The sequence below is a fragment of the Streptomyces sp. Pv4-95 genome, from assembly GCF_045782725.1.
Taxonomy (GTDB): Bacteria; Actinomycetota; Actinomycetes; order Streptomycetales; family Streptomycetaceae; genus Streptomyces.
Genome location: NZ_CP127172.1, coordinates 7,668,724 through 7,689,311, shown reverse-complemented (window position 1 = coordinate 7,689,311; position 20,588 = coordinate 7,668,724). Strand labels below are relative to the sequence as shown.

Annotated in this window: 12 protein-coding genes; 5 read left to right on the top strand and 7 right to left on the bottom strand. The window is 72.1% G+C overall.

Features of this window, described 5'->3' with window-relative positions:
- The first annotated feature begins 175 nt into the window (after positions 1 to 175).
- On the top strand, positions 176 to 877 hold the full coding sequence (locus QOM21_RS33640; RefSeq protein ID WP_407554784.1) for a FadR/GntR family transcriptional regulator: 702 nt from the start codon (positions 176 to 178) through the stop codon (positions 875 to 877).
- A 64-nt stretch (positions 878 to 941) separates the two neighbouring features.
- On the opposite strand, the gene QOM21_RS33635 is transcribed toward QOM21_RS33640, so the two are convergent.
- Together QOM21_RS33635 and QOM21_RS33630 are read right to left on the bottom strand one after the other, a co-directional pair.
- Entirely contained in the window at positions 942 to 2,801 is a 1,860-nt protein-coding gene (locus QOM21_RS33635; RefSeq protein WP_407554783.1) for a GMC family oxidoreductase N-terminal domain-containing protein, read from the bottom strand.
- On the bottom strand, positions 2,798 to 4,156 hold the full coding sequence (locus QOM21_RS33630) for a hypothetical protein (protein WP_407554782.1): 1,359 nt from the start codon (positions 4,154 to 4,156) through the stop codon (positions 2,798 to 2,800). The genes QOM21_RS33635 and QOM21_RS33630 overlap by 4 nt, the downstream gene beginning before the upstream one ends.
- Positions 4,157 to 4,560: 404 nt before the next feature.
- Here QOM21_RS33630 and QOM21_RS33625 point away from each other — a divergent pair, with 404 nt between their 5' ends.
- Positions 4,561 to 5,058 (top strand): MarR family winged helix-turn-helix transcriptional regulator, encoded by a 498-nt coding sequence (locus tag QOM21_RS33625; protein ID WP_407554781.1) that lies wholly within the window; start codon positions 4,561 to 4,563, stop codon positions 5,056 to 5,058.
- A 155-nt stretch (positions 5,059 to 5,213) separates the two neighbouring features.
- Here QOM21_RS33625 and QOM21_RS33620 read toward each other — a convergent pair whose 3' ends face one another.
- Together QOM21_RS33620 and QOM21_RS33615 are read right to left on the bottom strand one after the other, a co-directional pair.
- Complete coding sequence (locus QOM21_RS33620) at positions 5,214 to 7,280, bottom strand: cellulase family glycosylhydrolase (RefSeq protein ID WP_407554780.1); 2,067 nt, start codon at positions 7,278 to 7,280, stop codon at positions 5,214 to 5,216.
- A 59-nt stretch (positions 7,281 to 7,339) separates the two neighbouring features.
- Positions 7,340 to 8,482, bottom strand: a complete 1,143-nt coding sequence (locus QOM21_RS33615) for a GDSL-type esterase/lipase family protein (RefSeq protein WP_407554779.1) — start codon at positions 8,480 to 8,482, stop codon at positions 7,340 to 7,342.
- Between the two features lie 812 nt (positions 8,483 to 9,294).
- Between QOM21_RS33615 and QOM21_RS33610 the strand changes: the two genes are divergently transcribed.
- Together QOM21_RS33610 and QOM21_RS33605 are read left to right on the top strand one after the other, a co-directional pair.
- On the top strand, positions 9,295 to 11,922 hold the full coding sequence (locus tag QOM21_RS33610) for a LuxR C-terminal-related transcriptional regulator (protein WP_407554778.1): 2,628 nt from the start codon (positions 9,295 to 9,297) through the stop codon (positions 11,920 to 11,922).
- A gap of 228 nt (positions 11,923 to 12,150) precedes the next feature.
- Positions 12,151 to 14,763 carry a LuxR C-terminal-related transcriptional regulator gene (locus QOM21_RS33605; RefSeq protein ID WP_407554777.1) on the top strand — a complete coding sequence of 871 codons (2,613 nt, stop codon included), beginning with the start codon at positions 12,151 to 12,153 and terminating at the stop codon, positions 14,761 to 14,763.
- 115 nt (positions 14,764 to 14,878) lie between these two features.
- Here QOM21_RS33605 and QOM21_RS33600 read toward each other — a convergent pair whose 3' ends face one another.
- The gene (locus tag QOM21_RS33600) at positions 14,879 to 17,626 is read right to left on the bottom strand and encodes a LuxR C-terminal-related transcriptional regulator (RefSeq protein ID WP_407554776.1); all 2,748 of its coding nucleotides are present in this window, start codon (positions 17,624 to 17,626) and stop codon (positions 14,879 to 14,881) included.
- Between the two features lie 396 nt (positions 17,627 to 18,022).
- Between QOM21_RS33600 and QOM21_RS33595 the strand changes: the two genes are divergently transcribed.
- A complete protein-coding gene (locus QOM21_RS33595; protein WP_407554775.1) occupies positions 18,023 to 18,370 on the top strand; it encodes a winged helix-turn-helix domain-containing protein in 348 nt (115 codons plus the stop codon).
- 17 nt (positions 18,371 to 18,387) lie between these two features.
- Here QOM21_RS33595 and atpD read toward each other — a convergent pair whose 3' ends face one another.
- A complete protein-coding gene (atpD, locus tag QOM21_RS33590; protein WP_407554774.1) occupies positions 18,388 to 19,806 on the bottom strand; it encodes a F0F1 ATP synthase subunit beta in 1,419 nt (472 codons plus the stop codon).
- 180 nt (positions 19,807 to 19,986) lie between these two features.
- A complete protein-coding gene (locus tag QOM21_RS33585) occupies positions 19,987 to 20,463 on the bottom strand; it encodes an ATP-binding protein (RefSeq protein ID WP_407555971.1) in 477 nt (158 codons plus the stop codon).
- Between the last annotated feature and the right edge of the window lie 125 nt (positions 20,464 to 20,588).

Genomic DNA, 20,588 nt, shown 5'->3' with positions numbered 1-20,588 from the left:
GGCCTTCATCGAGGGGTGGGCGGGTGCATGAGCGGCCACGAGCGGATCGGCACCGCCGCCGGTGGCGACGGGATGGGTCAGCGGGCGGAGTTGACGGGCCGCTGCGTCATTGCTTCACTACGGAATCCCAGTGGCTGAGCCACTGATTCAGCCACCGGACCCTGGAGACTTCCCCATGCCTGACGAGACCCTCGCACGTCAGTCGGTGGTCGACCTGCTGGAAGCGCGACTGCGCGACGACATCCTGGACGGTGCACACCAGCCGGGGTCGCTGCTCCCCCCGGAACGCGATCTCGCCGCGCAATACGGCGTCACCCGTACGACGCTCAAGCACGCCCTCACCCGCTTGGAACAGGCCGGCATGCTGCGTACCCGGCACGGCATCGGCACCAAGGTCCGGGACGTCCTGAAGGTAGGCGGCGCCGAGCTGCTGCCGATGCTGGTGGCGCGGGACAACACCTGGCTCGCGGAGGTCTTCGAGGCCCGCCGGCACATCGGCACGCTCATCGCCCGGCGCGCCGCCACTCGGCGCACCGCTGCCCAGGGGCGACGGTTGTCCGCGCTGCTGGCGACAGTGGCCGAGGCAGCGGACGGTGACGCCGCGCAGCTCGCCGACGTCGAAGTGCACCGGGAACTCGCCCGGGCCACCGGCAACAGGGTGTATCTGCTGCTCACCAACACGTTGTTCAATGCCTATCTGCCCGTGCGGCTCGCCCTGCGTGCGCCCTTCGAGCAGCCCACCGAGGCCGCCGCCCAACTCGCCCCGCTCGTGGAGGCGGTGCGCGACGGCCGGCCGGAGGACGCCGAGCGCGCCGCGGAGCGCTATCTGCGGGCCACGGAGAAGCAGATGCTGCGTTCCCTGGAGACCGCACGCTGATCGGCAGGCCGGTCCAGACGGGCCCCTGCCGGGCGTCCGCGGCGGGCGGTCTTCGGCTCGCCAATCAGGGGGCACCCGTCTTGAGCAGTGCCTTGCGGCTCACGGCGAGGGCGGTGGCCATGATGGAGAGTTGGGGATTGACCTCCGGGCAGCTGGGCAGGGCGGACCCGTCTGCGATGAGTACGCCGGATATCCCTCGGAGCCACCCGTCCTCGTCCGCGGGGCACACCTGCGCGTCGGTGCCGATCGCGACCGTTCCGGTGGGATGGAAGGCGGAGAGGTGAAGCTGCCGGGCCGAGAGCGTGCGCACCGTCTCGTCGAGTTCGTCCGCGGACCGGGCCCGCGGGGCGGCGGTGACGCCCGTGAGGACTTCCTCCGCGCCCGCGGCGAACAGCAGCCGTCCCATAGCGCGGACCGCCCTCAGCAGGCGGTCCCCGTCACGCGGGTGGAGTGCGTACCGGATCAGTCCGCGGCCGCCCACCCGTCCTGAGGGGCGGTCGGCGATCATCGCGCCGAGGGTCGCCAGAGAGCCCGCGTCCGCCAACTCCGCACGCAATTCCCGTCCGAGGCCGGGGAGGATGAAGGAGCTCATGCCCGGCGGCCCTCCGGTCGCCTCGATGAGGATCCCGTCGCTGTGCAGTTCCTCCACGCCGACACTCTGCAGCACCCCCCGCCATGACTCGACGGGCTCAGGAAACCGACCGGCGACGCTGGTTGCGGGGTGGATCGCCAGATTCCGTCCCAGCCGCGGATGGCGGGCGAGGCCGGATCGCCACAGCAGGGGCGGGGACTGCAGAGCACCTGCCGCCACCACCACCAGCGGGGCGAGGATCTCGCATTCGCTGCCGTCCGTCCGCCGGACGACCACACCGCAGGCTCGCGGCCCGCCCGGACGATCCGGCTCCGTCAGGATGCGCAGCGCCCTGGCCTCGGTGACGATCCGGGCGCCGGCCCGGCACGCGTCGGGGAGCACGGAGAGCTGGACGCTCTGCTTGGCGCCGGTCGGGCAGCCGACCACGCATTGGCACGAGCCCTTGCAGCCGGTCGCGTTGCGCCGCAGCGGAGCGGCCTGCCACCCGAGGCGCTCGGCGCCGCGCAGGGCGGTACGACCGTTTCGGCCCAGGAGGTCGACGGGTGGGGTCGTCACCCTCAGGGTGCGTTCCACGTCATCGAGGCAGGCGCCGAACGCGGCCGTGTCAGCGATGCCCAGTCCGTAGACGTCGCGCCAGCGGGCCAGTACGTGGTCGGGCGTGCGGAAGCACGTCCCGGAGTTGACGACGGTGGTGCCGCCCACTGCGCGCCCCACGGGAATCAGTACAGGCGGATTCCCGACGGCGAAGGTGGCCCCACCGTCGCGGTACAACTCCCCGAACCTGTCGAGGGGCACCCGCCGTGCGAATTCCGCGGTGGTGTGCTGCTGCCCCTCCTCCAGCACGATCACCCGCAGGCCGGCCTGGGCGAGCGTGCGCGCGGCCATCGCCCCGCCGGCACCTGATCCGACCACCACGGCGTCGGCGGTCGAGCGGTCCGGCCACTCGCCCGAAGGCACGCAGTCCAGCGGCGGGTCCTCCGGTGCCGTGGCGGCGGAGTCGACGGTGGGGACCTGGTGGAGCATGCGTGCTGTGCCCGCGGCCAGGAGTACCGGCATCTTCAGCACGTCGAACTGCGCCAGCAGTCCGGGCCGCCGGCTGATCGCCGCGAGCAGGTCCTCCCGCTCGGCTGGCAGCAGTTCGCCGAGCCGGCGGCCGGTCCGCAGGGCGGCGTAGGCATCGACGGCCGATGCGGCGCCGTGGACCCCCGCACGGGCCGCGACCGGCATCCTGCCGAGCAGGGCCGTGAGCCGCGCAGGCACCGAAGCCGCCCAGGGCGAGTGGTCGTCCTCCGCCAGCAACGTGGCGATCAGGCCCTCCAGTGCGCGGCTCATCGCTCCCCCACTTCGGCGTGCGCGGTGCCGCTCAGGCTCCAGGTGGCTTCGGTGCGCCAACGGCCCCACCAGCGCTCCAACTCGATTCGTGCGTCCGACGTCTCGCTGTTGCGGCACACCGCCGTGCTGCCGTCGGGGTCGGTGTACTCAAGGGCCAGGGTCCGGTCCACCGGCTGGGTCACCCGGACCCGGATGCGACGCAGGCCGGACCGCCCGGTGACCGTCCATGAGGGGAGTCCGATCCGGGCGCGGAACCGCCCGGCCCCCAGCCAGCCGACGGCGCTGCGCTCCGCCGTACGCGGCCAGGTGCCCCCATTCCTGCGCAGCCGGAGGAACACGGTCGGCGGCAGCCTGCGCAGTCCCGCCTTCTTCGAGACCGCGGACACTATTTCCAGAAGGTCCCCCGAGCCGAGGTCCGCGTGCAGCCAGGCCCATCGCAGGGCGTTGCCCTCGCCGTAGATCCGGGCGTCGGCGCCCGGTGCCGCTTCGAGGGGCAGCCGTCGCCCCTCGTGCGTGACGCTGCCGGTGTAGGTGGCGGACGGTGCGCTGACGAGGTGGGCGGCGGGAAGCAGGCCGCGCCGCCAGGCCCAGCGGGGAAAGGTGTACAGCGCGGCGCTTCGGGAGTGCCTGGTGAGGTCCCAGGCGAACGCCCCTGCCGTGCCCCGCAGCCTGTCCGGGCCGGCTTCGACCCCTTCGGCCGCGAAGGACTGCGGTACGGGTCCTGCCGATGGCGCCACCGGATCGGGTCCGAACCTGGCGTTTTGCGGGGGTGCGTCCGGCGGGAAGAGCCCGACCCATCCGTGCGCGTAGGCGGACGATCCGTCGGAGGGTGCGGTCAGTTCGTGGTGCAGCCACAGGCCGGTACCGGTCTCCGGGTCCGTCACGGTCGTGTACCAGACCTCGGTCCGGCCGGGCTCGCCCTCCCAGCGGCGGGCGTGCAGGGATGCCGGTTCCTCGCTCAGGCGGGGCCATCGGAAGCTCGTCATGAACGGCACCAGGGAGCGCGCCACTTCGAACCGCAGCTGACCGCGTCCGGCCTCCTGCCCGCCGTCGAGCAGGACGAACGGAAGGACCGTCATGGAGGCCAGTGGTCGTCGGGGGGAGACGGATTTCCAGCCGTCGAGCGTGTAGTGGCGTCCCCTCACGGTGAACCGCATGCGGTAGCGAATGCGGCGCCGGGCGAGGGGCGAGATCTCCATCTCCCCGCACACCGGCACGTCCGTGGCGAGGCCCTCGATCCGCACCCGGCCTTTGATCCGGCCGTCCGTCGTGCGATGCGGCAGCAACATCCGGTCGGTGCGCACCGCGAGGTCGAACCGCATCCGTCGCCCGGCGGATTCTCCTGCAAGTCGCACCGCGCCCCTCATGGTTTCCCTGAATTCCGTCGACCGGCCACCCATCGCTTCTGCCTCCGATTGATCCGTGTACCGGGGGTCCGACGCACACACCGCCGCTCGCCGAAGACCTCACCCAGTGGGTTAGTGGCTCAGTCACTCAACCACTATCGGATGCCCCTGACAAGACGCTCCCGCCCTTCCCCGCCCTTGCGTTCGGCGCGGACCAACCGCTCGACGCGGAGCCGCCGTTGCCCGCATCGCACGCATCCCCGCCCGCCCGCCGCGGCCCCACGGGCCGACAGTCGGACACCTCCGGCGGGTAGTTGCCGCCCCGCCCTCGCAGTGCTCGGCCGACCCTCCGGCCACCCCCATTAGCACAACCACATTTGCGCAACCAGGGTTGCCGAATAGACAATGGCGCTGTGCCCGAACCTTCCTCAGATGCCGTTGCCACCGACGATCTGGACACCGGCAGCCTCGCGCTCTTCGTCGGCTTCGCCTCCTCCCAGCTGGTGCAGGAGCAGCTCGCCGAACAGGGCTTCGGCGATCTCCGCTTCTCGCACGGCTACGTCTTCCAGCACCTCGTCGACGACGCCCGGCCCACCGTCGGGGAACTGGCAGCCAAGCTGGACATGACCCAGCAGGGCGCCTCCAAGGCCGTCGTCGAACTGGAACGCCTCGGGTACGTCGAGCGTGTCGCCGATCCGCAGGATGCCCGCGCCCGCCGTGTGTCGCTGACCGCCCACGGGCGCGCAGCGGTCGCCGCGGCGCGACGCGCCCGGAGCGCCGTCGATGAACGCCTGGCCGTCCGGTTCGGCGCGGATCGGCTGGCCGAACACCGCGCTCTGCTGGCCCAGTTGCTCGACGAACTCGGCGGCACGCCCGACGTCCGGCGTCGCAGCGTCCGCCCGCCCGCCTAGGGCCGCCCCTCAGGTCACGGCACCGCACTCCTCGCGTGCCTCACGGAGTAGTGGCCCGTGGTGCGGGGGCTCACGGGCCGGGGCACGGAACGGCAGGCAGGACTTGCGCCCGGTCCGGAGATCCCGGCCGGGCGCCTGCTCCGGCGTACCGTGCGTCAGTGATCGAGCTTGCCGAGCAGCTCGACGGGGTTCTCGTGGTCCCGGACGATGCTCTGGTTGAGCTGCGACTGGATGCGGGCCAGGTCGGCTTTGTCGCTCGCGCTCGGGTCGGCGACGACGACCGCGTAGTGCCAGGTGTCGTCGGTCTCGCCGGTTTCCGGGTCGTCCCAGACCATGAGCCGGTGCCCTCGTGCGGTCGAGGCGTCCGTTCCGGAGTCCTGCGTCATCATCACCTCGTCCGGGACGTTCTTGGGCGTCTCGTCCTGCGCACCGAAGCCGAACCGGGTGGTCTTCTCGGTGATCACCGCGGTCGACGCGGGGTTGAACTGCGGCGGCAGTGCGATTTCGGTCGGGGCGCTGGAGTGCCGGCTGCGCCAGGTGACGAGGGCGAACCTCTTGCCCTTGAAGTAGTGGGCGTCGGTGCCCTGCGGAGCGAGCCCGTACCAGTCGAGCGGGGTCTTCCAGCCGTCCTTGGCCATGTCGTTGTAGGTGAAGTTCATCAGGTCGCCCTGCACGGCACGGGGGTAGACCCGCTCGGCGTTGGCCGGGTCGATGGTGAACGACACCGGTCCGCTGCCCTTGTTCACGACGGAGAAGTTCTCGTCGTTCCAGCCGTCGCCCTTGGTGATGACCTTGTCGGGATTGCCGTTCATGATCTCGTGGTGCTTGTCGTGGTAGATGTCCCAGTGCCACTGGGTACCGGAGATCAACGGGGTGTACGGGTCGATGCGGTGGGGGCCGTTGGCGGCCTTCCACTGGTCGCTCTGTTCCATGCCCTGGTAAGTGGCCTTGATGATCCGGTCGGTGTCCTTGGCACCGATGCCGTTGAGCCACATCCCGTACTCGGACAGGAACATCGGAATGCCCAGATACCGGGCCTCGTCGCGGACGTCCTGAAGCTGGGGCAGATAGGTGTTGTTGTCCACGCCGTCGGGATTCGGGCCCATCCGGCCGGAGTCGTAGAAGTGGCTGTTGAAGACGAAGCCGGGGCCGGGCTTCTCCTTGAGGTAGTGGCCGCCGGTCGCCGGGGCGAAGACGCCGGCCTGGGAGTTCCAGAAGACCAGAGGTTCGGCGAAGACCTGCTGGGTGCTGAATCCGGTGTCGTCCATGACCTTGCGGACCCGCTTGTAGAACGGCCACAGGAAGTCGTTGTCGAACTTCGACCAGTCGCTGCCGACGACACCGCCGTCGGCCGGCTCGTTGAAGGGGTCCACGCCGAGGAAGTGATCACGATCCTCGGCGTGCAGTTGGGGGCCGAGGTACTCCAGCGCCTTGGACACCTGCCACACGAAGGCGTCCTGGACCCGCGTCTGCTCCACCGGGGTGCCCGCGGGGAGCGGACCGGCCGGGCCGCCGAGGTCCTTGACAGGAGAGTTCTTCCAGAAGCTGCGGTAGGCGCTCCGGATCAGGTCGTTGGTCTGCAGGTTCATCCCCCAGTGCGGACACACCACCCCGCAGTACTCCTTCCCCCCGGGCACGGCCCACCGCGGCGCGCCGTTTCCGGTGAACCAGGAGTCCTTGTGCCACAGGTGCCGGGAGTACAGATCCTGGTGCCAGTCCAGCAGGACGTGGAGTCCGCGACCGGTGGCCTCCTTGATCTGCGCGGCGACCTTGTCCAGGTAGTCGTGGTCGATGACGCCCGGCTTCGGGTTGACGCCCTCCCAGGAGATCAGGAAGCGGACGACGTTGGTTCCCGTGAGGTTGCGCATCTGCTGGAAGGCGGCCGCGGCCTCCTCGGTCGTCTTGAACGGCTTGAAGCCTGCCTCGGCGGTCTTCGTCTCACCGGAGGCGTTCCAGCCGCGCAGGGACACTTCCCGGCCGGTACCGTCCCGGAAGACCTTGTCGGTCACGGAGACCCTGCCGGCGGGGCCGAAATCCCGGACGACGGTCTTGTCGCCGATGCTGATCTTGGAGAATCCCGGCTGCCACTCGTAGTCCAGGCTGTGGTGTACCTCGCCCGCACGGGCGGGCGAGCCGCTCATCGTGGCGACCACGCCCAGCAGAGCGGTGAGAAGGACGGGAGTGCGCCGTATACGGGAAGCGGCGCGGGCGTTGTGCTGCATGCTGTTGCCTTGTCGTGTGTGGGGAATCGAGAACGCGGACGAGGGAGCGGAGAACGGCTTCAGCCCGCAGTCAGGTACATGGCGTCATGGCCTTGGCCAGGAGTGTTGCGGCACTTCCACATGCCGCCTCCGGCGTTCCAGATGCGGCCCAGGCAGCGGCCCAGCGCGATCTGTCCGTAGGCGTTGGGGTGCAGGGATTCCTTGAGCTCCCCCTGCAGCGCTCCGGTGTTGAAGTAGCGGGCCCAGTCACTGCCTGCGGCGGAGGGCGGGTGTGCCGCGTCGGCCATGTGCGTGTGCTTGGAGCAGGCCTCGCGTCCTTGTAGTGCGTCGCTCAGGTCGAGGAAGTCGGTGCCGTTGGCCTGGGCCACGGACCGGAGCCCGTCGGTGATGCGTGGCATCAGGGTGTCCCGGGCCCAGTCGAGGTCGGTGTTGAACATCGGGCAGCCCTCGTATGTCCGCGCCCCGGTCTCCGGATAGCGCATCTCCGCCCCGCGCGGCAGCGGGGACGGGTAGGACTGCACGACCAGGTGGTAGTCCGCGGGGGCGTATCCCGCCCCGGCCATCGCCGCCCGGATCTCCTTGACCGACCTGTCGACCGCCGCCATGGCGGTGGCGAACCGCGCCTGCACCTGGGCCTGCTGGGCGGTGCGACAACTGCCGGACCCGGTCAGGTAGCCGGTCATGCACGCCTGGAGAATGTCGCCGAATCCGACGTCGTTGCCACCGACCGACAGCGCCACCATCCGCACACGGTGCGAACGCGCGACCTCGGCCAGGGCATCCGCCTGGGGCCGCTCGCCCTCAAGCGACTGCCCGCCGTGCGAGAGCCGCCAGATGTTCGGGGACTCGGCACCGGAGCAGGCGAGGTTGATGGCCTGGTCCACCGGGATACCGGTGCTCTTGATCTCGGCGACGTCCGACCGGAAGCAGCCCCCGTCGGTGGCCCCGTAGACCTTGCCCGGGTCGTATCCGTTGGGCACCGCGGCGCGGTCGGTACCACTGCGGTCGCCGAACGGGTCGTCGCTGTTCCCACGCCACCGGCCGGCGTTGCCCGCGATGTAGCTGTCGCCCAGTGAGACGACGGTGGTCGGCCCGGCCGGCGCCGCCTCGGCCCGCGCGGGTGTCACACAGGTCGCGGCCGCGATGCACAGCAGGGCAAGGACGTGGGGCATGGCGAGGGGGCGGGGTCTGGCTCGGCGCATAGGTTCGGTGCCTTCGGATCGAGAGGTGTGGGGGCGCACCTCGCCCGGGGACTCCGAGGCCGGACGCACCCGCTCTGGGTCCCGGCGGTTCGGACCGGGCCTCCGCGTCCGCCGGGACGCTGCCGTTGTGCTGCCGACAGGTCCCCGGCCGGTGCGGTGGCCCCAGGGTCGGCCCGGAAAGCGGTCGCCGGTGGAGCAACGGCTACTCAAAGGCGTGCGTCCGGCGTGCGTTTCGTCGCCGGACGCACACGCGGGGCGGCGCGGGGCGGCGTTCCGCCGGGTCCGGGGCATGAGGTACTGGCCGAGGGGGCTGCCGGGCGTCACAATGCCGCGGGTACGGGCAGTTCCGCCGCCCGTACCCGGAGTATTCGTACGGAGTTGAGTAATCGCTCCCCTGGTCGGTGCCGGGACGGATACCGAGACTGGCGGGACCATTGATCACTTGGCGCCGCCCCGCACTCGCCCGCGGCCGCCCCGGACCCGAGGAGGAGGTGGGGACATGTCCGCACCAGCACGCCACCGAATCCGGCGCACCCCACCGACGCCGGGACGGGCGGTCGGCGGGCCGCCGCGGGGCCGGCGCCACCGTCTCCGCATCCGTCCTTCACCGCGCTGAGCTCCCGGTTCACCGCCCGGTCAGGCACACCCCGGCGCCCGGCCGCTGCGGCGCGTACGCCCCGGCAGCCGCTGCGCCCCTGCTCCGTACCCGGCCCCGAAGCGTCCCGTCACCCCGGTGGCCCGCTCCCGTCTTCCGCACGCGTCGTGCTGCCCGGCCGTCGACGGGCCGGTCCTGATTCTCAGCACAGGAACTCATGAATACTCTTCCGCTGCCCCCTCACTCCCCGGTCGCCCGCCCGCAGCCGGTGCTCGCCACCGGCCAGCCATTCGTCGGCAGGGTCGGCGAACTGGAGCAGATCCGTCGCGTGTTGTCGTCCCGGCAGGGTCCGCGCGGCGTTCTGGTCGCCGGCCCGGCCGGCATCGGCAAGTCCCGGTTGCTGCACGAGGCCCGGGCCTTGGCCCCGCGCCGGCAGCTCGTCAGCCTGCACCCGCGCGCCGACGCCACGGTCTCCGGCCAGGACACGGGCCGGCGCCCCTCCCCCGCTGCCCGGGCCCTGGCCGATCTGCTCCGGGCCACGGGACGGGACCCGGCGTGCGCCTGGCTGCTGAGCATCGACGACGCGGACCTGCTGGGACCCGCGCTGTGGCCCCTGGTGTACGAGGCGGCGCGTCATCCGTCGGGCAAGGTACTGCTCTCGGTGACGGGCGACGGGCAGCCCCTCCCACCGGAGATCCAGGCGCTGTGGAGCGACCACGCCCTGGTGCGCATGGACCTGCAACCGCTCGACGCGACGAACGTCAAGGAACTGACGGATTCGCTGCTCGAAGACGGCCTGGGGCAGACCAGCGCGGCCCGGCTGGCACAGTTGTGTGCCGGTAACCCGCGGCTCCTGCGGGAGGTTACCCGCACGGCCGTCGAGCAGCGCTTGCTGGTGCGGTCGGAGGGCTGCTGGCATTTCCTCCATGAACGACTGCCCGTACCGCCGTCCGTACTGGAGCTCGTGGACCCTCAGTTGCAGCAGCTCGGCCCGGTGGGCCGGGAGGTCCTGGAGCTGGTTGCCCTGGCCGGAGAACCGCGCCTGGCGGCGGTCGAGCGCTTCTGCGACGCCGAACAGCTGGAGGAACTGGAGCAGCGCGATCTGCTGCGCACCGTCGACGGCTCCCCTGCCGGCTGCGGTGAACCGCGCGTACGCATCACCCACCCGCTGGTCCGCTACGCGCTGTCCTGCGGCCTTCCGCCGCTGCGCCGGCGGCGCCGGCTGCGGGACTGGCTCGCGGCGCACGGCGGACCGGCGGAGATGATGCGGGACGACGACTGCCTGCACCTGGCCGAATGGCATCTGGACGCCCTCGAACGGCCGCCCAGGGCGCTGCTGGACCGGGCGGTCGAGCAGAGTCTGCGCGAGCAGGTGCTGCCGAGCGCGATCCGGCTCACGAAGGCGGGCTGGCAGCACTACCCGGGTGAGGACACCGCCGAACTCCACGCCCGGGCGCTGACCGCCGGCGCCGAGTTCGCGCAGCTGACGGAGTTCGTCGCGACCGTCCACAGCAGTGCTCCCCAGTACGCCCGTGCCCTGGAGCGGGCCGAGGCACGCGCACTGCTGCTCCAGGCCCGGTACGCGGAGCTGGACGCCGTGCTGCCGCTCCTGCCGGAGGGCGAACAGGACTACTACCGCATGGCCGCCCGGTACTTCCAGGGCCGCTTCGGCGAGGCACACGCGCGGGCGGAGGCACTGCGCCGCAACGGGCCCGACGTCCACGCCCTGGAGGCCGGGCTCATCATGATGGGGTCGCTGTGTCACATGGGGCTGCCGGACCAGGCGCTGTGCCTGTACCGCACGCTCCGCTCGGAGCTGGACCGCACGCCCGGCGGCCCCGCCAAATTCCACGCCGACTCCCTGGAGGAGCTGCACGCCTCCGCTCTTCACTACTGCGGCAGGTTCGACGAGGCGGAACAGATCTACTGGCGCGAGTACGCGCAGGCCGTGGAGAACCACCACGTCCGCATCGACGCACAGCGTGGCCTGGCGCTGGGGCACCTGCTGCACGATCGCGGCAACATCGAGGGAGCCCTGAAGTGCTTCACGTTCACCTCCAGTTACCGGGTCGGATGGCGGCAGTGGCACGTCAAGGCGGGGATCCACGCCGCCCTCGCGATCAGCTCACTGCCGCTGGACCGGCGGGTGGCGGACCGGCTGCCCGACGACCTGACCGCGGACGAGGCCGGTCACTGCGCGATATTCCTGGCGGTGGTGCGGGCCCGGCGGCACCACGAGCGGGGGGAGACGGCCCTCGCCGAGCGGGTCCTGCACGACGCGGTGGCGCGGGCGCTGGAGGACACGGCACATGCCGACGCGGCCATCGGACTGCACGAGTGCGCGCGGCTGTCACTGCCCACCCCGGTGCCCCCGGCCACCGAACTGCACTTGGAGGGAACCTTTCTGCAGACGCGGGCGGCCTACGCGCAGGCGTACGCCGCCCGTGAGCCCAAGTTGATGGGACGGGTGGCGCGGGCCTTCGCGGAGATGGGCGCCGGCCTGTTCGCGGCCGAGGCGTACGCCGAACTGGCCCGGTTCCACCAGCGTTGCGGCGGCGTCAAGGCGGCCACCGCGGCCACCGCGCGGGCCCGGGAGCTGCTGCGCGACTGCGGACCTGTGGACACTCCGCCGCTGCGCTTCCTCGGCCGTTCGGCGCTCCTGTCGGACCGCGAGCGATTGATCGCCGGGCTGGCGGCTCGCGGGTTGCCGGACAAGGAGATCGCCGAGCAGCTGTGCCTGTCCGTGCGTACGGTCAGCAACACCCTCTACCGGGTCTACCAGAAGGTCGGGGCGGTGAACCGCCGGGACCTTCGGGTGCTGATGACGCAGCGGGACGGTGGGTGATCCGTGCTCGCTGAGCCGTCGTACGGGCCCCGTGGCCCGCGGGCGATCCTGCGCACGGCGGGTGGCCCGGCCGCGGCACATGGCATTGACGGGCGACAGGTGCGCGGGGTACCCATGCTCGTGGCAGGTCTTCGGGCCCGGCCGTTGCCCCCCACGATGATCGGCAGCCTGCGGTGCCACCGGCCGACCGCCGCGGCGTCCTGGTAACGCCGATGGCAGGAAGCACCGATGAAGACGACGACTCCCGACCGCCCCCGGCGCGAGCAGTGCTGGCCGCTGCTCGGCCGCGATGCGGAGCTGGCCGAGGCGGGCCGCGTCATCGAGAACCCCCACCACGGTGGGGTGTTGGTGACCGGGCCGTCCGGCACCGGGCGCAGCAGACTGGCCCAGGAGTGCTGGCAGCGGGCCGGGCACCGAGGACACCCCCGGCTCCGCGTCACGGCGACCGCCGCCGCGCGCTCGGTGCCCCTCGGCGCTCTGGCCCCGCTGCTCCGGCGTGGCTCCGACGGTGCGCCCGCCCTCGACACCGACGGGTCGCCGGGGCGGGGACGGCCCGTGCTGCTTCTGGACGACGCACACCATCTCGACGACGCGTCGGCCCGGCTGCTCGCTTCCTGGCTGCGTGGTGGGCGGATCGCGCTGGTCGCCACGACCGACGCACGGGATGCCGCCGCTCCGTGGCCGGAGCACGCCCTGCACGCCGTCCACCTGGCGGCTCTACCGCAGGCCGTGGTGGGAGAACTCCTGGAACGGGTGCTGGGCGGTTCGGTCGAGCGCAGGGCGGTGCGCCTGCTCCACGAGGCCAGCGGGGGGCGACCACGCGACCTGCGGGAACTGGTGGACGACGCGGTGCGGCGGCGGGCGCTGGTGCCGGAAGGGCCCCTGTGGCGGCTGGTGGGCCCGCTCACCGTCACCCCGAGGCTCCACGCCCTGGTCGAGAGCCGCCTGCGTCGCCTCGACCCGCCGCACAGCGCGTTCCTCCAGCGGTTGGCGGTGTGCGGGCGCCTCGCGCTGGACTCCGCGGAACGGGCCTCTGCGGAGGTTCTGGCGGACGAGGGCTGGCTCCGCGTCGTGGCGGAGGGATCGCAGCAGTGCGCCGAGCCGACCGGTCCGCTGTACCCGGAGGTGCTGCGCGCGGGGCTTCCCGCGCAGCGAATCCGTCGCATCCTGCGGGACCAGGCCGCACGCCCGCGAGCGCTGGACCCCGGCCCCGCCGGGCTGCTGCGCTCGGTGTGCTGGCGCCTCGAAGCTGCCGACGCCGTGGACCCGGGCGAGCTGGAGCGGGCGGTCGTACTGGCCCGCCGCGCCCAGGACCATGCGGTCACACTGCGGTTGGCCCGGGAGCTGGCCCAAGTGCGCCCGGAGCCCCGCACATTGCTGCTGCTGGCCGAGGAACTGTACGAGGGCGGCCATCCCCGGGAGGCCGAGCGCACGGTGCGACGGGCGCTCGAAGAGGCCACTCAGGACGACGACCGGTTGCTCGCCGTGGTGGTGCACGTCCAGAGTCTGGCGTTCGGCCTGCTGCGGGTGGACGAGGCGCTCGCGGTCAACTCCGCGGCCCGGCGGGCGTTCGCCGGTCACCCGGACGTGGCTGTTCTGGAGGCGAACGACGCCGCACTGTGGAGCCTGCTGGGAGACGTACGGCGCGCCGAGCGGTCCCTGCGGAACATCCCTGCGGCGCCCGGAACCCCCGCTTCCGCCCTCGCGGCGGTGCCGCGCGTGTACAGCCTGACGGAGTCGGGCCGCACGGGCGACGCGGTGCGGGCCGCCCGGCAGGCGCGGGCCCACGGCCGGGCGGAGGAAGGCGCCGAAGACGTGGCGCACCCGGCGCTGTTGATCGGCGCCGAGGCCCGTGCGCTGGCAGAATCCGGGGCACTGTCAGCGGCGGAGGAACTGGCTCGGCAGGCTTACGACCAGGCGGTCGATGCCGGCGCGGGGCTCGCCCAGACCTGGTTGTCGGAACACCTGGGCTGGATCTGCTACCTCGCAGGCAGGCTGGGCGAGTCCCGGGTCTGGTACAGCAGCGTGCTCGCGCACGCTCGCGAGGTGGGGCTGCGCTCCGGTGAGTGGGTGGGCCTGTGCGGACAGGCGCTGACCGCGGCGGTGTGCGGCGAGGTCGACCGCGCGGAACTGTGGTGGGAGCAGGCTCAGTCGCTGCGCCCGGGCCGCTGGTGGCGTCCGGAGGCGGCCATGGTCAGCGCCTGGCTCGCGGCAGCGACCGGCCGGCCGGCGCGGGCCCGGGCCGAGCTCGTCGAGGCCGCCGGGGACGCCTCTCGGCGGGGGTTGCGCACCGCGGAGTCCCACCTGTGGTCTGACGCGGCCCGGCTGGGCGCGGCGCGGGAGGCGGTGGCGCCGCTGGCGGAGTTGGCGGCCGGTTCGGACAGTGCACTGGCCGCCGCACGCGCGGACCTGGCGCGGGCGCTGACCACCGGGCGGGCCGGTCAACTGGAGTGGTGTGCGGGCCGGCTGTCCTCGCTGGGGGCCGGGCTGCTCGCCGCGGAAGCCTGGAACACCGCCGCCACCGTGCACACCAGGGCCGGCGCCGCAGCGTCGGCACGCGCCGCCCGGGAGCGCGCGCTGGCGCTCACGGGCCCCGGTGGCGCCCGCACTCCCGGACTGGTGCCCCCGGCGGTGCGCTGTCGGCTGACCGGACGTGAGCTGGACGTGGCGCTGGCTGCGGCGAGCGGCCTGAGCAGTGAGGAGATCGCCCGGCGGCTGTCCCTGGCGGTCCGCACCGTCGTCAATCACGTCCAGCGCATCTGCGCCAAACTGGAGATCCACGACCGGACGATGCTGCGCACCGCGGTGCACCGCACGCCCGGGGAGCCTGCCGCGGGCTGACGCGGCGCCGTCAGGTGCGCGGCTGCGGGGGCCGGAGCAGGCCGCCCGTCGCCGTGACGGTGGCGGGTCCTCACCCGCGCCGCCGCAACCGGGGCGGTTCCACGGCCCCTTGCAGTCAGTCCCCCCATCGCAGCACGCGGTCGAGTTCACCTCGCGAGCTCACTCCGAGCTTTGCGTAGGCCCGTTGCAGATGGTTGTCGACGGTGCGCACCGACAGCACGAGCCGAGCGGCGATCTCCTGGCTGGTCAGCCCGTCCGCCGCCAGGTGCGCGACGTCCCGCTCGCGGTCGGTGAGCGGGACGGCCTCGATCCGGTGCCGCAGTGGCGCGCTCACACGGTCCGTACCGCAGCGCTCCAGCAGCCTCCGGGACAACACCGCGGCGGCCGCGGCGGTACGCGACTCCCCCGCCCGGGCCGCGAGCACCGCCGCCCCGGCGGCGGCCTCGGCTCCCGTCATGTCGGAACCCAGCCGAGCACATTCTTCGGCGGCCGCGTGCAGCATCCGGTGGTCCTCGTCGGCGAGCCCCGCAGCCAGCTCCGCCCTGGACCCGGCCAGCGGGCTGTCGCCGGCCGCGGCCAGTTCCGCGAGCCGGGCGCGCACCTCGCGGGCGGCGCCGAGCCGCGCTGCGTCCGCCAGAAGCCACCCCTCATACGAGGCCATACCCGTCGCTCGGGCACCGGCGGCGGCCTCCAGCAACAGCCTTTGTGCCGCCGGGCGGGCTCCTCGGGCCGCGTTCTGCCAGGCCGTCGCGAGTTGCCGGATGAGTCGGGACGCCTGTTGGCGTTCGCCCTCCGGGCCGCTGGTGGCGGCAAGTTCGCGCTCGGCCAGGTCGGCACGCCCGGCCTGGGCGTGCACCGAGGCCAGCCCGGCGCCCGCGAACACCACAGCCCGCCGGAAGCCGTGGCCCCGCGCCATGCTCAGCGACTCGGTGAACCAGTCGTGCGCGGCACCGAGGTGACCGGCGATCAGTTCGCAGCGCCCCAGGTGCGCGGCGAGCCAGATCTGCGGTGCCAGGGCGCGGGCCGCCACCGCTTGGGCGAAGGCCGCTCGGCCCACTTCCCGCGCCTCCCCGCCTCGCCCGGCATCGGTCAGCGCCGCGACGCGATAGATGGCCGGCCCGCTGGCGTGCGACGAGGGACTGCCCGGCCGCTGTTCGCGCTCGGCCGCGACGAGTTCCTCGTGCACGTCGCGGGCCAGGTCCACGGCCTCACCGGTGCGGCCGGCGTAGCCGAGGGCGAGGGAGCGTTGCAACTGTGCCCACAGCCGCAGCCGCGGGACGGTGATGTCCTCGGCGTCGGCCAGCAGCCGCAGTGCGTCGGGAACCGCACCCGCGTTGAGCCGATAGGCGGCCTCGTTGACGCGCAGCACCCGTCGTCCGCCGGCGTCCAGCCGGCCGGCGGCACAGGCGTTGACCTCCAGGGTGCGAGCGGTGTCGCCCAGCCCCCAGTAGAGGTTCTGGGTGCGTTCCATGGCGACGGTGAGTACGTCCTCGTGGCGCTCCGCGAGGCGTTCCGCGGCGCTCAGGGAATCCTCGGCCTCCGCCCATCGGCCGGTGTGGTGGTATGCCTCCCCGCGCAGCAGCCAGACCTCCAGGACCGCGTCGCTCCGCGGGACACCTGCGAGCAGTTCGACGACCTTGGGGTAGTCGCGTACGTGGCGCGCCATGCGGGCCGCGGGGAGCAGCGTCTCCTGGCCGACGGGCAGTCCGGCGGCCAGCCGCCAGGAGGCGAGGCGCAGCGCGTCCTCACGCCGGCGGGCGCCCATGTCGACGAGGTGGGCGGCCTGGTCGCGGTAGATCGCCCGGCGGCGCGCGGCGGAGATGCCGCGGCGCAGCACCTGGCCGTAGAGCGGGTGATCCAGCACGCAGACGACGCGCCTGCGGTCCATCCGGACGCGGATCAGCCCGTCCTCCTCCAACACCTCGACCTCCTCCGCCCGGTGGCCGCCGTGCACCAGGGCGTCGGGGGAGAGAGGTTCGCACAGGGCGAGGAGCTCCAGCACCCGGCGCCGGCGTCCGTCGAGTCCGGCCAGTCGGCTGTGGACGATTTCGGTGAGCCGGCGCGTACCGGTCAGCGGGCCGGCGAGGTGCCACAGCCCGTTCTCGCGCACCAGCCCGGCCGAGTCGAGGGCGCCGGCGACCAGTTCGCGCAGGACCAGCGCGTTGCCGCGTGAGGCGTGGCTCAGGGTGCGGAGCGTGGCGTGCTCCACCGGCCCGCCGAGCACTCCGCGGACGAGTTCGGCCGTTTCCGTCGCGTCGAACGCGGCCAGGTCCAGGCGGTGACTTCCCTCTTCGTGCTCGAAGGACTCCACCACGTCCGACGGTGGCACCGGAGTGCGCACCGTGCCCACCAGGAGGACGGCTCCGGTCCGCACCAGGTGCCCCAGCAGCACGGTGGAGGCGTTGTCCAGCAGGGGGAGGTCGTCGACCAGGACCACGGTGCGCCGGGAGCCTCCGTCCGCGCGGTGCGAGGCGAAGGCTTCCGCCGCGGCGTGGAAGGTCCGCACCGGGTCGTGAACAGGCGCGTCAGGCGGCAGCAGATGCCCGAGCGCTCCGAGCGGCAGCGCGGCGTCCGCGGTGGTGGCCACCACTCGCTCGGTGCGATGACCGGACCGTTCCGCGTCGCGCAGAAACTCCTCCGCGAGCCGGCTCTTGCCCACACCGGCCGGGCCGTACAGCAACAGGACACAGGCCGCGGCGCTGTCGAGGTGGGTCCGGAAGGCGGCCAGTTCTTCGGCGCGGCACGCGAACGGCCAGCGGTGGCGCCGAGCGGCCGCGGCGGGGAGCGCCCCGTCACGGGCACCGGCCGCCGGGCCCTCACGTGCGTTGTCGTTCGGTCCCGAGGATGACCGGGGGGACGCCACCTCATGCTCCCTGCTCGTCGTGGCCCTGCGCTGGTGACCGACCGGCCGCCCCGCGGGGGCGGACCTCGGCCGGCCCACCCCCTAGCTTGTCCGCTGCCGGCCATCAGCACATGAGTAAGGGTTGCTCCCGTGGTGCCGGATCCACGACGCCGGCAGCGCGATGCGCCTCTCTCCCCGGCTTCGCTGTCCACACGGATGGGCCCCGGCACGGCTCATGCGGTCCACGAGAACCGGCTACGGGAGACCGTCCCGGCCCCCGTGACAGAGAGGCGATCACGTATCCTTCCGGCACACACTCGGCATCCTCGCCCTGATCGTCGTGGCCACCGTGCTCAGCGCGGAGGACCGGCGGTTGCGGGCCCGGCGGCCGGCACGCACACAGAAACAGGCAGCCAGGTGACCGACACTCCCGAGGATCCGATGCCGGTGGATCCCGCGCTGGTGGATCCCACCCGTCTGTCGATCGTGTCCGTGCTGTCCTCGGCACAGTGGGCAGAGTTCGCCTTCGTGCGCGACACCGTCGGGCTCTCCGACTCCGCCCTGTCCAAACAGGTCAGCAAGCTGGAGGACCGCGGGTACGTCGAGGTGAAGCGTGGCCATGTCGGTAAACGGCCCCGAACCTGGCTCAACCTCTCGGACGCGGGACGGCGCGCCCTGGAGGGTCATCTCATAGCCCTCCAGAACATCGTGTCCGCCTCACGCCGGGCCGGGGAACGGCACACCGGCGAATTCCCACCCCCCTGAGCAGAGCCGCGACTTCTTCAGAGCAGCGCCTTGGCATTCCGCTCAAGGTCCTCGATGCCGCCGCACAGGAAGAACGCCTGCTCCGGGAAGTGGTCGTAGGCCCCGTCGGCGATGGCGTTGAAGGCGTGAACCGACTCGTCCAGCGGTACGGTCGAGCCCTCCATGCCGGTGAACTGCTTGGCGACGTAGGTGTTCTGCGACAGGAAGCGCTCGATCCGACGCGCTCGGTGGACAGTGGTCCTGTCCTCCTCGCCGAGCTCTTCGATACCCAGGATCGCGATGATGTCCTGAAGGTCCTTGTACTTCTGCAGGATGCTTTTGACGCGTGAGGCGCAGTCGTAGTGCTCCCGCGAGATGTAGCGCGGATCCAGAATGCGGGACGTGGAGTCCAGCGGGTCGACCGCCGGGTAGATGCCCTTCTCCGAGATCGGACGGGAGAGGACCGTCGTGGCGTCGAGGTGGGCGAAGGCCGTGGCCGGAGCCGGATCGGTCAAGTCGTCGGCGGGGACGAAGATCGCCTGCATCGAGGTGATCGAGTGCCCGCGGGTCGAGGTGATGCGCTCCTGCAGCAGGCCCATCTCGTCCGCCAGGTTCGGCTGGTAGCCCACCGCGGAGGGCATGCGGCCCAGCAGGGTGGAGACCTCGGAACCGGCCTGGGTGAAGCGGAAGATGTTGTCGATGAAGAACAGCACGTCCTGCTTCTGCACATCGCGGAAGTACTCCGCCATGGTCAGACCGGCCAGCGCGACGCGCAGACGGGTGCCCGGCGGCTCGTCCATCTGACCGAAGACCAGCGCGGTCTTGTCGATGACCCCGGAGTCCGTCATTTCCTCGATGAGGTCGTTGCCCTCACGGGTGCGCTCGCCCACTCCGGCGAACACCGAGACGCCGTCGTGGTTGTTGGCGACGCGGTAGATCATCTCCTGGATGAGCACGGTCTTGCCGACACCGGCACCACCGAACAGACCGATCTTGCCGCCCTTGACGTACGGGGTCAGCAGATCGATGACCTTGACGCCGGTCTCGAACATCTCCGTTTTCGACTCGAGTTCATCGAAACGGGGCGGATGGCGGTGAATCGGCCGGCGCTCGACAGCGTCGGCGGGCCCCTCCGTCCCGTTCAGCACGTCGCCGAGAAGATTGAACACCTTGCCCTTGGTGAATTCGCCGACCGGGACCGTGATCGGGGCGCCGGTATCGGTCACCGGGGCCCGGCGGACCAAACCGTCGGTGATCTGCATGGCAATGCATCGCACCAGGCCGTCCGCCAAATGCTGGGCCACCTCCAGGGTCAAAGTGCGCCGCTCGCCCGCGAAATCCACGTCCACCCGCAGCGCATGGTGAATCTCCGGAAGTCCGTCCGGGGGGAATTGCACGTCCACGACCGGCCCGAAAACGCGGGTAACCCGGCCGGTGACGTCGGTGGCGGTAGCCATGAGGGGGCACTCCTTGCCTTCACGGATGGGGCTCGCCCCATCAGGTATTACACACAATCTTAGTTGCACAACCATGGATTCTCAACTCGGGTTGTATATACCTGGGAGGCGACCCCATGGCGGCCCAGTCACCGCACCCCACCGCCACAAGGGCCACCCGGGCGCGCCCGACCGCCGCCCTCACTCCACGCGGTACGGGCGCAGACCCCCGCCCGGCCGACCGGCGCCGGAGGCAAGGGCCTCCACGATGGCCAGCCCTCGACCGCGCTCATCGACACCGCAGCCGGCAACCCATTCGCCGCAGGTGCGCGCGGCGCCGCCGTCGGTCACCGAGATCCGGACCGCCCCCTTCGCCGCGGCGCCCCCGACAGGGGCAAGACACAGGTGAACCGGGGGCGTCGCGTGCTCCACCGCGTTGGTCACCAGCTCGGATACGACCACCAGGACGTCATGCCCCCGCTCCTGACCGACGCCCCAGTCGGCCAGGGCTCGGCGCGCCGAGCGGCGCGCCTGGGAGGGAGCCAGCGGACCGTGATCGAGGGCGAAGCGCACCGCGGCGAGAGGCGCCCCGCCGGGCGCCGCAGCGAACAGGTCCCCACCGGGGACGGGCACGGTGACGCTCACCTCCCCTCCGGCGGCTGCGTCGGACCGGCGCATCGTGGACACGGGACTCACCTTGTTCGGTAGCGAAGTGGTGTGGACTACCGCTCCAGAATCAGCGCGGCACCCCGCCCCGAACATGAGCATTTTGTGCCCAAAATCGCTCGAAGTCCGCGGCTGCG